Annotated in this window: 16 protein-coding genes; 10 read left to right on the forward strand and 6 right to left on the reverse strand. The window is 75.0% G+C overall.

All coding sequences use genetic code 11. The features are described from left to right. The first annotated feature begins 39 nt into the window (after positions 1–39). Positions 40–231 (forward strand): DUF5703 family protein, encoded by a 192-nt coding sequence (locus tag FHX32_RS15440; protein WP_088993715.1) that lies wholly within the window; start codon positions 40–42, stop codon positions 229–231. Between the two features lie 192 nt (positions 232–423). Here the strand turns inward: FHX32_RS15440 and FHX32_RS15445 are convergent, their stop codons facing one another. Further along, a complete protein-coding gene (locus FHX32_RS15445) occupies positions 424–1,677 on the reverse strand; it encodes an MFS transporter (RefSeq protein ID WP_167183023.1) in 1,254 nt (417 codons plus the stop codon). Here FHX32_RS15445 and FHX32_RS15450 point away from each other — a divergent pair. Beyond that, positions 1,670–2,191 carry a MerR family transcriptional regulator gene (locus FHX32_RS15450; RefSeq protein ID WP_486481117.1) on the forward strand — a complete coding sequence of 174 codons (522 nt, stop codon included), beginning with the start codon at positions 1,670–1,672 and terminating at the stop codon, positions 2,189–2,191. The two genes, FHX32_RS15445 and FHX32_RS15450, sit on opposite strands and share 8 nt — an antisense overlap. 156 nt (positions 2,192–2,347) lie before the next feature. Here FHX32_RS15450 and FHX32_RS15455 read toward each other — a convergent pair whose 3' ends face one another. Then, on the reverse strand, positions 2,348–3,004 hold the full coding sequence (locus FHX32_RS15455; protein WP_167183026.1) for a hypothetical protein: 657 nt from the start codon (positions 3,002–3,004) through the stop codon (positions 2,348–2,350). Positions 3,005–3,064: 60 nt separating this feature from the next. Then, entirely contained in the window at positions 3,065–4,393 is a 1,329-nt protein-coding gene (locus FHX32_RS15460; protein WP_167183028.1) for a M20/M25/M40 family metallo-hydrolase, read from the reverse strand. A gap of 99 nt (positions 4,394–4,492) precedes the next feature. Here FHX32_RS15460 and FHX32_RS15465 point away from each other — a divergent pair, with 99 nt between their 5' ends. From FHX32_RS15465 to FHX32_RS15475, 3 genes are all read left to right on the forward strand, one after another. Then, the gene (locus tag FHX32_RS15465) at positions 4,493–5,086 is read left to right on the forward strand and encodes a hemerythrin domain-containing protein (RefSeq protein ID WP_167183031.1); all 594 of its coding nucleotides are present in this window, start codon (positions 4,493–4,495) and stop codon (positions 5,084–5,086) included. A 102-nt stretch (positions 5,087–5,188) separates the two neighbouring features. After that, positions 5,189–6,196, forward strand: a complete 1,008-nt coding sequence (locus FHX32_RS15470; RefSeq protein ID WP_167183033.1) for a LysR family transcriptional regulator — start codon at positions 5,189–5,191, stop codon at positions 6,194–6,196. Between the two features lie 19 nt (positions 6,197–6,215). After that, positions 6,216–6,461 carry a hypothetical protein gene (locus FHX32_RS15475; RefSeq protein WP_167183035.1) on the forward strand — a complete coding sequence of 82 codons (246 nt, stop codon included), beginning with the start codon at positions 6,216–6,218 and terminating at the stop codon, positions 6,459–6,461. Positions 6,462–6,523: 62 nt separating this feature from the next. On the opposite strand, the gene FHX32_RS15480 is transcribed toward FHX32_RS15475, so the two are convergent. Genes FHX32_RS15480 through FHX32_RS15490 form a run of 3 tightly spaced genes read right to left on the reverse strand, consistent with a single transcriptional unit; the run spans position 6,524 to position 9,614 of the window. Continuing rightward, the gene (locus FHX32_RS15480; protein WP_167183037.1) at positions 6,524–6,874 is read right to left on the reverse strand and encodes a DUF3140 domain-containing protein; all 351 of its coding nucleotides are present in this window, start codon (positions 6,872–6,874) and stop codon (positions 6,524–6,526) included. Next, complete coding sequence (locus FHX32_RS15485; RefSeq protein ID WP_157748113.1) at positions 6,874–7,047, reverse strand: hypothetical protein; 174 nt, start codon at positions 7,045–7,047, stop codon at positions 6,874–6,876. Before FHX32_RS15485 ends, FHX32_RS15480 begins: the two co-directional genes overlap by 1 nt. 14 nt (positions 7,048–7,061) lie before the next feature. Next, on the reverse strand, positions 7,062–9,614 hold the full coding sequence (locus FHX32_RS15490) for an ATP-dependent Clp protease ATP-binding subunit (protein WP_167183039.1): 2,553 nt from the start codon (positions 9,612–9,614) through the stop codon (positions 7,062–7,064). A gap of 135 nt (positions 9,615–9,749) precedes the next feature. Between FHX32_RS15490 and FHX32_RS15495 the strand changes: the two genes are divergently transcribed. From FHX32_RS15495 to FHX32_RS15515, 5 genes are all read left to right on the forward strand, one after another. Next, positions 9,750–10,127 carry a hypothetical protein gene (locus tag FHX32_RS15495; protein ID WP_167183041.1) on the forward strand — a complete coding sequence of 126 codons (378 nt, stop codon included), beginning with the start codon at positions 9,750–9,752 and terminating at the stop codon, positions 10,125–10,127. Between the two features lie 151 nt (positions 10,128–10,278). Continuing rightward, the gene (locus tag FHX32_RS15500) at positions 10,279–10,539 is read left to right on the forward strand and encodes a hypothetical protein (protein ID WP_167183042.1); all 261 of its coding nucleotides are present in this window, start codon (positions 10,279–10,281) and stop codon (positions 10,537–10,539) included. Between the two features lie 10 nt (positions 10,540–10,549). Beyond that, positions 10,550–11,569 carry a hypothetical protein gene (locus tag FHX32_RS15505; RefSeq protein WP_167183045.1) on the forward strand — a complete coding sequence of 340 codons (1,020 nt, stop codon included), beginning with the start codon at positions 10,550–10,552 and terminating at the stop codon, positions 11,567–11,569. After that, positions 11,562–14,243 (forward strand): FtsK/SpoIIIE domain-containing protein, encoded by a 2,682-nt coding sequence (locus tag FHX32_RS15510; RefSeq protein ID WP_167183048.1) that lies wholly within the window; start codon positions 11,562–11,564, stop codon positions 14,241–14,243. The genes FHX32_RS15505 and FHX32_RS15510 overlap by 8 nt, the downstream gene beginning before the upstream one ends. Then, positions 14,240–14,905, forward strand: a complete 666-nt coding sequence (locus tag FHX32_RS15515; RefSeq protein WP_167183050.1) for a hypothetical protein — start codon at positions 14,240–14,242, stop codon at positions 14,903–14,905. Before FHX32_RS15510 ends, FHX32_RS15515 begins: the two co-directional genes overlap by 4 nt. Positions 14,906–14,957 lie beyond the last annotated feature (52 nt).

Below are 14,957 nucleotides of genomic sequence, written 5' to 3' on the forward strand. Positions count from 1 at the left end.
GGGTGGCGGACGGCCGCCGGGCTGGGCAGCATAGTGCCCATGGACTACGAATACGCGCCGCTGCGGTTGCCGCCGAACGTCGACCGGTTGACCGCCGCGGCGCAGCTGGCGATCCAGGCGGAGTTCTCCGGATGGGAGTTGGCCCGGGTGCGGCTGTTCCGTGACGGTACGCGGCAGGTGATGCTGCGTCGCCGGCGGATCAACCAGCCGCAGCCGGGCCTGTCGTACTGAGGGCCCGGGCGCGGGGCCGGCTCCCGCCCCGACGGCGCCCCGGAGCCCGTGCCGCTGGGCGAGCCCCGGGGCCGTGCCCGGCCCGGTGCCGATGACCGACGGGATCGGCGCGACGATCGGCAGCCTGGTCGGCGGCGCCCGCGGTCGATCCACCTGGTGGCTGCCAGCGAGCGCGTCCGACCACCAGGATCGCTAGCCGAGCCGTGCCGTCGACCGCGGCTCGTCGGCGCGATTCGCGGCGACGGTCGCCGGGAAGGCGTGCCCCCGGGCCAGGACGACGACGAGCAGCGCCGGGAGGCTCAGCAGGGCCGTGGCGGTCGGCAGGGCACCGACACCTCCCACCGAGAGCAGGACGCCTCCGATGCTCCCGCCGATCGCCATGGCGGCGTTCCACAGGGTGACCAGCATCGCCTGGGCCCCCTCGGCGGCGGCGGTGCTGTGGCGACTTCCCGCCCGCGCGCCCGCCGTCTGGAGGAGGGTCGGAACCCCACCCCAGCCCAGACCCCACACGGCCGTGGCCGCATAGATGGCTGCCTGCGAGTCGACGACGGCGAACACCGCCGCGGCGCCGGCGACCAGCGCGACACTACCGATCGTGAGCTGCCGGAGGCTGCGGTCGACGCGTCGACCGACGAACCAGATGCTGGCCAGGCAGGCGAGACCGAAGACGAGAAGGGCCAGATCCGTGCGGTCGGCCATGCCGGCATCGTCGAGATAGGTGGCGATGAACGCGTAGTTGACGGTGTGCGCGAGGACGAACACCAGGGTGACGGCAAGGACGGCGGCGACGCCGGGAACGCGGGCCGCCGCCAGTATCGACGGGCCACCGGCCGCCGGCGAGGGCCTCCGGGACACTCCGGGGAAGTCCGCCAGACTGGCGACGATCCAGACGATGACGAGCACGGTGGCCACGCTCATCAGGCCGAACGCCGCTCGCCAGCTCAACACCTGGCCGATGAAGGTGCCGAGCGGAACACCCAGCGAAAGGGCGAGCGGGATCCCCGTCATGGCGACGGCGATCGCGCGACCGGCCAGGTGGGGCGGGGCGAGTCGGCGCGCGTAGCCCGCCAGCAGGGCCCAGGCCACCCCGGCCGAGACGCCGGCGAGGAACCTCCCGGTCATGCTGACGGCGTAGCTGGGAGCAAGGGCGGTGAGCGTGTTGGCTGCCAGGAAGCCCACCATGGCGGTGAGTAGGAGTCGCTTGCGCCGCCAGTGTGCGGTGGCCGCGCTCAGCGGAACGGCCGTGAGGACCGTGCCGACCGCGTAGATGGTGATGGTCTGGCCCATGGCGGAGTCGCTCACGTCGAAGCTGGCGCTCATCCCGATGAGGAGCCCGGCAGGGAGCGTCTCGGTCAGGGTGGTGATGAACACGGCCGTGCCCAGAGCGAGCAGCGGAGAGAGCGGAAGGCGGTCGGTTCTGACAGACGGAGTGTGGTCAGTGGTCACGCCGTCGATGGTGAAACCTCACATGGGTGCGAGAATCAAGTCGGCGCCCATCATGACCATCGGGCGCCGCTGTCCACCGTTCGTCAGGCAGCGGAGACCCAACATGCGGATCGGGGAACTGTCAGCACGTACCGGGGTGAGCATCCGCTCCCTGCGGTACTACGACGATCAGGGCCTCCTGCCCGCGGAGCGGACCTCAGGTGGGCACCGGGCCTATCCGGAGGCCGCGATCGACAGGGTCATCCGGATCCAGGAGTTGTTCGCCGCCGGTCTCAACAGTTCCAGGCTCAGAGAACTCCTGCCCTGCATGCGTGACTCGGACGGTGGCCCCAGCGAACAGGCGACACCCCTGCTCGTCGAGCGTCTGCAGGCCGAACGGGACCGGATCGACCGGCAGATCGCCGAGATGCGGCGCACCCGCGAGGTGCTCGAGGACGTGATCGCCGCCGCCTCACCGGCACCGCCCGGCGATTCTCCCGGCGGGCACACCGCCCGCACGTCCGCGGCGGCCTGACCGCGTCGAACGCGTCCTGGCCGGGCCCGGGTGCCGACGGATCCCGCCTGACACCGCCGCGTCGCCTCGCACATCGACCGATGCCGGACGCGGCACCGGTCGATGTGCGCACGGATCCGGTGCCGGGCGGCGCCTTCACCGGGTGACGAGACAGCCCTAGTGGGCGTGGTCGTGCTCGTCGTCGAGCTCCAGGAACGGGTGCTCGTCGAGCCGGCCGACCAGCCGGTCGTCGACGCCCGGCTGGAACGGGCCCACCGGGTCGTCGTCGTCGAACGACTCCAGGTCGACCGGGGTACCGACCTCGCTGACCATCACCACCCCGTCGAGCGGCTCCAGCTCCGGGACGTCCAGCGCGCCGAGCGAGCCGTCGCCGCTCTGCAGCAGCTCCAGCACCGCCTCGCCGACGCCCTCCACCGGCGCCGGCTCGTCGTCCTCGGGCGTGCCCTCCCGGCGAGCCACCTCGGCCACCCGGATCAGCGCCGACACGCTCGGCACCCGGTAGTCGCGGCGCTGGCGTACCGAGATCACCCGCGGGTGCGGGTCGCTGGCCTCCACGCCCTCCGCGCCGCCGCCGAAGCGCTGGTCGGCCTCATCCGGGTCGATCGACTCGACGTCCCAGGGAGTGACCTCGCCGAAGGCGTCCAGGAGTTGCTCGTCGTAGGCGTAGGACGCGTTGTTCAACGCCACGTACGCCTGCCAGACGTCGTCGTCGTCGATGCGGCCCTGCGCGGCGCGGACGGCGGCCAGGTGGTGGCGGGCCGCTTCGATCACGCGCTCGAGGGCGGCGTCCAGCTCACCGTGCTGGTCGGTCATGTGAGGCAGTCCCTTCGCGATGGGGAGGATCGGTGCGGACGGTCGGTGCGCCGGACCCGGCTAGCAGGTGCGCAGGAACCGGTCGAGAACCCGCACGCCGAACTGTAGTCCGTCGACCGGGACCCGCTCGTCGATGCCGTGGAACAGCGCGGAGAAGTTCAGGTCGGCCGGCAGCCGCAGCGGCGCGAAGCCGAAGCAGCGGATGCCGAGCTGCGAGAACGCCTTCGCGTCGGTGCCGCCGGAGAGCATGTACGGCACCGGCCGGGCGCCCGGGTCCTCGGCGCGCAGCGCCGCCGACATCGCCTCGACCAGGTCGCCGTCGAAGGTGGTCTCCAGCGCCGGCTGCCGCTGGATGTACTCGATCGCGATGTCCGGGCCGATCAGCTCGCGCAGCTGCCGCTCCAGCAGCTCGGACTGGCCGGGCAGGCTGCGGCAGTCGATGGTCGCGGTGGCCCGGCCGGGGATCACGTTGTCCTTGTAGCCGGCGGCCAGCCGGGTCGGGTTGGCGGTGTTGCGGATGGTCGCGCCGATGATGTTGGCGATCGGGCCGAGCTTGGCGATGGCGGTCTCCGGGTCGTCCGGGTCCAGCTCGATGCCGAGCAGGTCGGAGACCTCCTCCAGGAACGCCCGCACGGTGTCGGTGACCACCACCGGGAAGCGGTGCCGGCCGATCCGGGCGACCGCCTCGGCGAGCGCGGTGACCGCGTTGTCGTCATGCACCATCGAGCCGTGTCCGGGCCGGCCCTTGGCGTGCAGGCGCAGCCAGTCGATGCCCTTCTCGGCGGTCTCGATGAGGTAGAGCCGCTGGGCGTCGTTGACCGAGTACGAGAAGCCGCCGACCTCGCCGATCGCCTCGGTGCAGCCGTCGAAGAGGTCGCGGTGCCGCTGCACCAGGAAGTGCGCGCCGTAGTCGCTGCCCGCCTCCTCGTCGGCGGTGTAGGCGAGCACGATGTCGCGCGGCGGCCGGACGCCGGTGCGCTGCCAGTGCCGCACCACGGCCAGCACCATCGCGTCGAAGTCCTTCATGTCGATCGCGCCCCGGCCCCAGAGGTAGCCGTCGCGCAGCTCGCCGGAGAACGGGTGCACCGACCATTCGTCGGCGTCCGCCGGCACCACGTCGAGGTGGCCGTGCACCAGCAGCGCGTCGCGGGTCGGGTCGGTGCCGGGGATGCGGGCCACCAGGTTCGCCCGGCCGGGCGCGGACTCGTGGATCACCGGCTCGACGCCCACCTCGGCCAGCTTTTCCGCCACGTACTCGGCGGCGCGGCGTTCACCCACGCTGGTGTCGTTGTCCCCGGTGTTGGTGGTGTCGATGCGCAGCAGGTCACGGCAGAGGTCGACGACCTCGGCGGTGGGATCGGGTCGGGCGGAGGCGGCGTCGCTCGTCATCGCATCTTCATACCAGCCGGCCACGGTTTCGGCGCAGACGCCGCCGGGTACCGCCGGACCCGACCGCGCCCCACGCGGTCCGCCATCGAGGAGGGCACCATGACCGTCCCCCTGCCGCCGCTGCCGCCCGCGCCCGAGGAGGGCTACCGGCCCGGCGGGCGCAGCATCGCCGACATCGTCGCCGGCGAGCACCATCAGCTGCTGGAGCTGGTGGACCGGCTCACCGGCACGCCGGACCCGCCGGCGGACGGGCTGGCGGTGCTCACCGCCGCGCTGTCCCGGCACCTCTCGGCCGAGGAGCAGTACCTGCTGCCGGCGGTGCGGTCAGCCCGTCCGGACCTCGCGGAACGGGTGGACCACGAGCTCGACGCGGACGCCGGGCTGCTCACCGCGCTCAGGGAGACGACCGGCCTCGCCGAGCTGGCCGAGCGGGTACGCCGGCACGTGGCCGGGGTCGACGCGCTGGTCGCGGCGCTACGCGAGGTGGCCACCGCCGAGGAGCTGATCCGGCTCGGCAACCGGCTGGAGATCGCCGAGGAGGCGGCGCCGACCCGGCCCCACCCGGCCACCCCGGCCACCCCGCCGTGGAACCGGATCGTGGAGCCGGCCGTCGGGGTGGTGGACAAGGTGCGCGATGCGGTCTCCGGCCGGCCCACCTACCTCGCCGACCTGCCCGCGCCGCCCGACCGATGACCGGCATCCACCGCGCCGACCGGTCCTGGCCCGCAAATATCGGAAAGCGTTGATCCGTACGGACCCTTCCCGCCGACTGCCGGTGGACCTACCGTCATATCCATGAACCTGGAGCTGCGACACCTGAGGGTGGTCTGCGCGATCGCGGAGACGGGGAGCGTGACCAAGGCGGCCTCGACGCTCGGCCTGGCCCAGCCGGCGCTCACCGCCCAGCTCCAGCGCATCGAGCGGACTCTGGGCGGGCCGCTGTTCGAGCGGGACCGTCGCGGTGCCCGACCCACCGCCCTCGGTGAGCTGGTGCTCGCCCGGGCCCGGGTGCTGTTGCCGGCGATGAAGGGCTTGCAGGACGAGGCGGCCCGGCTGGCCGGCGCCGGGGACGCGCCCCGGCGGTACCGGTTCGGCGGGATGAACAGCCCGATCCTCGGCCGGTTGGTGCACCGGCTCGCCGCCGAGCACCCGCAGGCCCAGATCAGCACGTACGCGTCCTGGTCGGTGGACGAACTGGCGCAGTCGGTGGCCGGCGGCCGGCTGGACTACGCGCTGATCGGGGTGTGCGGCGACTCCGCGCCGTCGGCGGAGTTCGGGCTGTGCTGGCGGGAGGTGGCGGTCGACCCGGTGATGGTGCTGCTGCCGGAGATCCACCCGCTGGCCGACCGCGACGAGGTGCGCCTGGTCGACCTGCGCCACGAGCAGTGGGTGGCCGCGCCGGGCGAGGGCTGCTTCGGCGACTGCTTCGCCGCCGCCTGCGCCCGCGCCGGCTTCACCCCACGCAAGGTGTACGAGACCGACGTGCGCGGCTGCGTGGACCTGGTGGACGCGGGCGAGGCGGTGGCGCTGTGCCAGGCCACCTTCCGCCCGGTGGCCGGCCTGGTGACCCGGCGGCTGGCCGGCACCCCGCTGCGCTGGCGGCTGCTGCTGGGCTGGCACCCGGACTCCCCCGCCGCGCTCGGCGCCGACCTGGTGCTGGAGACGGCGCTGGCCGCGTACACCGACGCGCTGGCGCCGCACCCGGCATACCTGGCCTGGCTGATGCGCAACCCGGAGTTCGGGGTGCGCGGCCCGAAGGCGGCCGGGCCGGTCGTCGGGGCGCGCGGGGTGCGAACCGCCTGAGCGCGGGTATCTGCCCGGCATGACCGACCTCGACCCCGCTGCCGCCGACCGGGAGACGCTGCTCCGGGCCGCCGCCGCGCACACCGCCGCCGCCCAGGACGTGGAGGCCTTCCTGCGCCGCCTGCCGGAGGTGCCGGACGCGTCGGCCATCACCGAGTACGCCAACCTGCTCACCCGCGAGCAGCGGCAGCGCGCCGACCGCGAGGCCGCCGCCGACGCCTTCGGGCTCACCGTCGGCAGCCTCGAGTCCGACCAGGGGACCTGACCCCGGCTCACCAGGACGTCGCCGTCACCCCGCCCGGGGTGACGACGACGTCGTGCGGTGCCTCAGCGCTCGACCAGAACGTCGTGGCCGAGGTCGAGCAGGGCGTGGCGCCACTCGTCGTCGGCGTTGCCGCGCGGTGGCTTGGCCTCCAGCAGGTTCTGGATCTCGTCGATCGCGTCCTGCATCACCTTGATGTCCTCCGGCGTCAGGTCGACCTTGCGCTTGGTCAGCACCTTGAGGATCTGCCGGCCCGGCTCGGGCAGGTCGAGATCCGGGTCCGGCCCGAACGACTCCTCCCCCGAGCCGCGGGTCAGCAGCCACTGCCGCAGCTTCTCGGACGGGACGTTCACCTGGGCGTGGAAGTCGTCCCAGAGCACCTCCACCTCGGGATCGAGCCGCGCCTCACGTACCATCAGCCCTCCTCTCCGGGCGGTGGCCCGGACGAACCCGGGTCCCCCTCCTCGTCGTCGGTGCGCCGACCCAGGCCCTCCGGCGGCACCCGGACCCGGCCCGGGTTGGCCGTCGGCGGGGCCACGATCGGATCGGTGCGATCGCTCTCGTCCTGGCTCTCCTCGGGTTCGGTCATCTCCGCCCTTCGGGTCATCGCGGATGCGAGGTGGTCGCCGCGGTGTAGCCGCGCTCGCCCGCGGAGACGTCGAAGGTGAGCTGGCCGTCGCGGGCGTCCACGACGACCTTCTGGCCCGGCGAGACCGCCGACTCGAGCAGCATCCGGGACAGGTGGTTGTCCACCTCGCGCTGGATCACCCGGCGCAACGGGCGGGCGCCGAACTCCGGCTGGTAGCCGTGCTCGGCGAGCCAGTCGACGCCGGCGGTGGTGAAGTCCACCTGGATGTCCTGGGCGTGCAGCCGGCGCCGGGTCTCCTCCAGCATCAGCCCGGTGATCTGGCGCAGCTGCTCCGCCTCCAGCCGGCGGAAGATGATCACCTCGTCGATCCGGTTGAGGAACTCCGGCCGGAAGTTCTCCTGGAGCCGGCGCATCAGCCGCTCGCGCAGCTCGTCGCGCTCCTGCTCGCTGCCCTCCGCGCCGGCGCCGAAGCCGACCGCGCGCTGGGTGCCGGTGATCAGCTCGGAGCCGAGGTTGCTCGTCATGATCAGGACGGTGTTCTTGAAGTTGACCGTCCGGCCCTGGCTGTCGGTGAGCCGCCCGTCGTCGAGCACCTGGAGCAGGATGTTGAACACGTCCGGGTGGGCCTTCTCGATCTCGTCCAGCAGCACCACCGCGTACGGGCGGCGGCGCACCGCCTCGGTGAGCTGCCCGGCCTCCTCGTACCCGACGTAGCCGGGTGGAGCGCCGACCAGCCGGCTGACCGTGTGCCGCTCCTGGAACTCGCTCATGTCCACCCGGACCATCCGGTCGGCCTCGCCGAAGAGCGCCTCGGCCAGGGCCCGGGCCAGCTCGGTCTTGCCGACGCCGGTCGGGCCGAGGAAGAGGAAGCTGCCCATCGGCCGGTCCGGGTCGGCCAGCCCGGTCCGCGACCGGCGCACCGCCTCGGCCACCGCGTTGACCGCGTCGTCCTGACCGACCACCTTCTCGTGCAGGTGCCCCTCCAGGCGCAGCAGCCGGTCCCGCTCCTCCTCGGTGAGCTGGGCGACCGGGATCCCGGTGGCCCGGGAGACCACCTCGGCGATCTCCTCCGGCCCGACCGCCGGCACCTGGGAGGGTTCCTCGTCGCCCGTGGCGCGCCGGATGTGTCCCTCCAGCTCGGAGATCCGGTCGCGCAGCGCGGACGCCCGCTCGTACTGCTCGTCGGCGACCGCCTGCTCCTTGTCCCGGCGCACCTCGTCGAGCTGCTGCTCCAGCTCGCGCACGTCCTCGGCCGGGGTCCGGGTACGCAGCCGGATCCGGGCGCCGGCCTGGTCGATCAGGTCGATCGCCTTGTCCGGCAGGTAGCGGTCGGTGACGTACCGGTCGGAGAGCTCGGCGGCGGCGACCAGCGCCTCGTCGGTGAACCGCACCTGGTGGTGCGCCTCGTAGCGGTCCCGCAGGCCGCGCAGGATGGCCACGGTGTCCTCGACGCTCGGCTCGGGCACGAACACCGGCTGGAACCGGCGGGCCAGCGCGGCGTCCTTCTCGATGCTCTTGCGGTACTCGTCGAGCGTGGTCGCGCCGATCACCCGCAGCTCGCCCCGGGCCAGCGCCGGTTTGAGCATGTTGGAGGCGTCCATCCCGCCCTCGCTGCCCGCGCCGCCCGCGCCGACCAGGGTGTGGATCTCGTCCAGGAAGACGATCAACTCCTCGCGGTGCGCCCGGATCTCGTCGATCACCTTCTTCAGCCGTTCCTCGAAGTCGCCCCGGTAGCGGGTGCCGGCGACCAGGCCGGCCAGGTCGAGCTGGACGACCCGCTTGCCGAGCAGGGTCTGCGGCACGTCGCCGTCGCAGATCTTCTCCGCGAGGCCCTCGACGATCGCGGTCTTGCCGACGCCCGCCTCGCCGATCAGCACCGGGTTGTTCTTCGTCCGCCGGGAGAGGATCTCCACCGCCTGCTCGATCTCGTCGGCCCGGCCGATCACCGGGTCGATCTGGTCGTTGCGGGCCAGGTCGGTGAGGTCCTGGCCGTACTGGTCGAGGGTGGGCGTGCCGCGGTCCGGCTTCGGGCCGCCCGTCGGGCCGCGCTCGGCGCTGGCCGCCTGCAACGACTCGGGTTGGATCCGGCCGGCGGCCAGCATCCGCCCGGCCGGCGACTCCGGGTTCAGCGGCAGCGCCATCAGGATGTGCTCCGGACCGATGTAGTTGGCGCCCATCGCCCGGGACAACTGGTGGGCGTCGAGCAACGCCCGCTTGGCCGCCGGGGTCAGCGAGAGGTTCGGCGGCACCTCCCCGCCCGGCGCGCCGTCGCCCCGCCCGCCGAGGGCGTTGAGCAGCGTGTCCGGGTCGGCGCCGGCCCGGCGGACCAGGTCGCGCAGCGGCTCGCGCTGCAACGCCGCCCAGAGCAGGTGGTCGGTGTCCAGGTCGGTGCTGTGCCGCTGGGCGGCCCGCCGCGCGGCGTCGGCGAGCATCTCCCGGGCGTCGGCGGTCATCAGCCGGGTGATGTCGACCCGGTGCGCGGGTCGGCGCCCACCCTCACCCCGGCCGAAGTACCGGGCCAGGAACTCGTCCCAGGGGTCGGAGCCGAAGTCACCGGGTCCCATCATGTCTGTCCTCCGCAGTCGGGCGCGCGGCACGGTCGCCAGGGGCTACCCGGCGGCCGGCCCGACAAACGCCGCACGGGTGCCACCGCGGGGCAGCCGCCCGCCCGGCGGCGCGCCGGCGGGTGGCAGGCTGGCGGCATGGAGTCGACGCCGCTGCTGATCGTGGACGCCGCCAACGTGGTGGGCTCGCGCCCGGACGGCTGGTGGCGGGACCGGGCCGGCGCCACCGCCCGGCTGCGCGACGCGCTGGCGCCGGTGGGCGCGGCCGGGCTGCCCGGCCGGCTCCCGCCGCCGGTGGAGGTGGTGCTGGTCGTGGAGGGCGCTGCGCGCGACGTGCCGTCCGTGGCCGGGGTGCGGGTGGTCGCCGCCGACCGGTCCGGCGACGACACGATCGTCGAGGAGGTCGCGGCCGCCCCACGGCGCCGCCGCCTGGTCGTCACCGCCGACCGTGAGCTGCGGGAACGGGTCGCCGTGCTGGGCGCCGAGGTGTACGGCCCGCGGTGGCTGCGGGACTGACCGACCGGGCCGCCGGGGTCCCACCAATCGGACTTGCGGCGCTCGAAGTCGACAACCGGTCAGCGGGGCAGGAACACTGACAGGGCGGTTGTTCTCTCACCCACCGGGATAGGCTCTAATGGAGACCTCCCCGCCCCCAGGAGGTTCCGCCGTGGCGAGCGTCGCCGAGCTCAAGGCAGCCATCGATGTCGCCCTGCAACAGATCGGCGACGGCCAGAGCGCCGTACAGGCCGCCGGCGAGAAGCTGGCCGAGGCGCAGCAGACCCTGGCCGGGGCGCTGGAGGGCAGCGGGCACGAGACGGTCGAGGCGGCCCAGGCCTCGCTCACCCAGGCCACCCAGGAGCTGGAGGAGTGCCTCGCCGCCACCCTGGTCGCGGTCGAGCAGGCGCAGCTCTACGTCGCGGCCCTCTAGGGCACCGGTCATGTCCATCGTGGAGGATGTCGGCGCGCAGGTCCGGGCCGCCGCCGAGGAGCTGCCGCTGGGCCTGCTCGGGCAGGCGCTGGAGAAGTTCGGCCTGGCCGCCGAGCGGCTGCGCTGGGTGCGGCAGGAGTCGGCCAACCCGATGGGGGTGCCGGAGCTGTCCGCGGCCACCGAGCACGCCGAGACCGCCAACTACGCGCTGCGCGTGGCCCAGGAGCAGCTCACCGCGTACCTGACCGCGATCGGGCTGGCCGCCGACGGCGCGCCGCCGCCATGCGACGAGCCGGGCCGGCGGCCGCGGCACGACGCCCCCCGCGAGGCGGCTCCCGTGGCGGCCGCACGCGAGCCGGCCGGCGAGGTGACCATGCGCCGCTGGTGGGCGGTGCGGGTGGCCGAGCTGACCGGGGGCCGGGAGGGCCCGCCGGACGGGCCGGACGAGCGGGTCGGTGACTCCCGGGAACTGCTGCGCCGGGTGGTGCGCGGGGTCCGCGCCGGCGACCGCGACCGGCTGCACGCCGAGCTGCGCGGGGCGCACGCCGACGTCGGTCTCGGGCTGGCCGCGGTGGCCCCGCCGCTGCTGCGCGACCTCGCCGGCGAGCTGCTCGGCCACCCGCCCCGGGCGGACGACCTGGGCCGGCTGCGCCGCGAGGTGGACGGCCGGGTCCGGGACCTGCTGCCCGGGTTGCCCGCGCCGGTGCTGGACACCCTGCTGACCCGGGTCTGCCGGATGCCCCCGCCGCGGCGCGCGGAGCAGGACCAGCCGCACGCCGCCGATCCGGCGGTCACCGCCGGGGTACTCACCGGGGTGCTGCTGGCCCGGCTCGGCCGGGATCTGCCGGCCGAGACCGGCCGCGAGCCGGCCGGCGCCACCCCCCGATCCAGCGGCCCGGCCGCGTCCGCGCGAAGCGGGCCGGGTTCGCCCGCGCCGGGTGGGCCGCACCGGAACGGTTCGGGCGGGCCCGGCCGGGGCGGCTCGGACGCGGCGGGCGGCCGGGACCGGCGCCGGGGCGTCGATGGCTGACCGCCGCGCCCAACTGGTCACCCGGGTCCGGGGGATGCTCGCCGACGCGCTCGGCGCCACCCGCACCCGGCTGTCGGCCGCCCAGGCCGAGCTGACCGCCGACCGCGAGCGGCTGGCCCGGATCCGGCGGGCCGCCGCGGCGGTGCCGGACCGGGTGGGCGCGGAACGGGACCGCCGGCTGGCCGAGATCGACGAGCGGCACGCCACGCGGATCGCCGAGCTGGCCCGCCGGGCCGCCGCCGCCGCCGGGCGGGAATCGCCCGGCGCCGCGTCCGCCGAGTGGACCGAATGGTCGCCGACCCCGCCGGGGCGGGCCGAACCGCCTGGCGCACTGCGGATCGGCACGCTGCGCATCCCCGGCGCCGAGCCGGTGCCCGCGCTGGTGCCGCTGTTGGACGCCGGGCACGTGGAGCTGACCGGCGAGGACCGGGACGGCGGGGAGGCGGTGGTCTCCGCCCTGCTGCTGCGCGCCGTGGGCCGGGCCGACCCGGGCGGCGTCCGGCTGGTCGGCTACGACCCGGAGCACCTCGGCGGCGGCCTGGCCGGCTTCGCCCCGCTCGGCACCGCCGGGCTGCTCACCTTCGTCGGCCCCGGCGGGCTGGGCCGGCTGCTGGACGACCTGGTGGAGCAGATCCGCCGGATCAACGAGACCGTACTGGCCGGCGAGTACGGCTCGCTGCGCGAACTGGCCGCGGCGACCGGCCGCCGCCCGGAGCCGTGGCGGGTGGCCGTGCTGCTCGGCGGGGACGAGCTGTCCCGGCACGAACGCGGCCAGCTCGACCGGGTGGTGCGTACCGGTGCGGCGTGCGGCGTGCACCTGGTGGTCCGGGGCGTGTCGCTGCCGGACGACCCGACGGTGACCCGGATCCGGGCCGAGCCGGACGGCGCCCGGGTCGGCGGCCCGCCCGCCCTGCCGGTACGCCTGGACCCGCCGCCGCCGGCCGCACTGGTCACCGAGACCTGCCGGCAGGTGGCGGCGCGGGTGAACGCCGGCCCCGCGCCGACCCCGTTCACCGAGCTGCTGCCGCCGCCGGAGCGGATGTGGCGGGAGGATTCGGCGACCGGGTTGACCGCGCCCATCGGGGAGGGTCCCGACGGCCGGCCGGTGCTGCTGACCCTGGGCGACTACCCGCCGCACGCGCTGATCGGCGGACCGTCCGGCACCGGCAAGACCAACCTGATCTTCGCCTGGATCGGCGCGCTGGCCGCCCGCTACTCCCCCGCCGAGCTGGAGTTCTACCTGCTCGACTTCAAGGAGGGGGTGTCCTTCGCCCGGTTCGCCCAGGGCCGGCGGGACCCGAGCTGGCTGCCGCACATGCGGCTGGTCGGGATCAACGTCAACACCGACCGGGAGTTCGGTCTGGCGCTGCTGCGCTTCCTCGCCGAGGAGCTGCGCCGGCGCGCCGACGCGGCGAAGAAGCACGAGGTGACCAAGCTGGCCGAGCTGCGCGCGGTGGACCCGACCGGGCACTGGCCGCGGATCGTGGCCGTGGTGGACGAGTTCCAGATGCTGCTGGCCGGCCGGGACGTGGTGGCCCGGGAGGCGGCGGACCTGCTGGAGGACCTGGCCCGCCGGGGCCGGTCGCAGGGCATCCACCTGGTGCTCGCCTCGCAGGACGTGCGGGGCATCGAGGCGCTGTGGGGGCGGCCGGCGCTGGTCGCCCAGTTCACGCTGCGCATCGCGCTGCCCAAGGCGCTGCGGATCCTCGCCGAACGCAACGACGCCGCCCAGTCGCTGCCGCGGCACCACGCGGTGGTCAACGCCGAGTCGGGGATGACCGAGGGCAACCAGGTGGCCCGGATTCCCTCGGCCAGCGACTGGGAGACCTGGAGCGAGCTGCAGCACCGGCTGTGGCGGATGCGCCCGCAGGACGCCGCGCCGGCCCGGCTCTTCGACGGCGACGCGATCCCCCGGCTGGCCGACGCGCCGGACTTCCGGGCGCTGGCCGCGCCGGAGACCGGGACCCTGCGCAACCCGGTGGCGCTGCTCGGCGAGATCATCGACGTGCAGGCCCGCTCGGCGGCGCTGCGGCTGCCCCGGGCGCCGGGGCGGAACCTGGCGGTGCTCGGCACCCGGGTCGACGAGGCGTGCGCGGTGCTGGACGCCGCGGCCCGGTCGCTGGCCCGGCAGCACCGGCCGGGCAGCGCCCGGTTCTCCATCGCCTGCCTGGACCCGGACGCCGACCCGGCGGCCCGTTCGCTGTACGAGGACCTGGCCGACGACGCGGCCTGGTACGACGAGGAGACGGTGGCCGAGTTGATGGCCGAGACCGTCGACGGCCTGGCCGCGCCGGGCGGCAGCGGCAGCCCGCACTACCTGCTGCTCTTCGCCGTCGACGCGGCGGCCGGTTCGCTGGGCGCGCGGGTCGGCCGGCGGACCGGGCTGGAGCATCTGCGCCGGATCCTGCACGACGGGCCGGAGCGGCGTACCCACGTGCTGGCCTGGTGGCGGGGGGTGGCCCGGATGCGGGCCGACCTGGGCGGTCCGGCGGCGCGTACGGACCAGATCGGCGCCTGGGTCGCGCTGGACACGCACGGCGGCGAGCTGGGCTCGTCGCTGTACCCGGGCACCGGCGGGCCGGACTGGTACCCCCGCCCGTGGCGCGGGCTCTTCTTCGACCGGGCGGTGCACCGCACCGGCCAGGTGATCATCCCCTACGGACCGTCCCGATGAACCAACCGATGACCAGTGAGACGTACGCGGCGCAGGTACGGCGGCTGGCCGAGCTGACCGCGCGGGTGCAGGGCCAGCGGGCCGAGGCGCACGCCTGGTACGAGCAGCAGTGCGCGGCGGCCGATCGGGCCGTCGCCGAGGCCACCGAGCGGGTGCGGCAGGCCGAGCGGGAACTGGTGGACGCGCGGGAGGCGCAGGAGCGGGTGGATGCCGAGGCGACCCACCTGTGGCAGCAGTTGCGGGACCGGCTCGGCGCCGGCGCGCGGCGGCTCGGCGCGCCGCCAGGGCCGGCGGCCGGCGCGACCGGCGACCCGGTGCTGCTGCTCGACGGGGTGCGCGAGCTGCTCAACCGCACCCGCCGGCCGGGTGACCTGCCCGGCTCGGTGAACCCGCTGCTCGCGCTCTGCGGGGTGCTCGGCGCCGCTCTCGCGTACGGCCTCGGGGTGGCGGCCCGGGCGGTGGGCGAGCGCAACGGCGGCGACCTGGCGGTGGGCATGCCGGTGCTGGCGCTGGTGGTGACGCTGCTCGGGCCGCTGGTCGGCCTGGTGCCGGCGAAGCGGCTGGCCGACCGCCGGCACGCGGTGCTCGGCCCGCGACCGATGGCCGTGGTACTCGCCGCCGGGCTGGTGACCACCGTCCTGCTGCTGGTCGCCGGCCGCTGAACGGCGGGCGTGGCCCGCCCTGGCGGCGCGGTGTCGATCCGGCCGGCCGCCG

This window comes from Micromonospora sp. CNZ280, assembly GCF_011759515.1.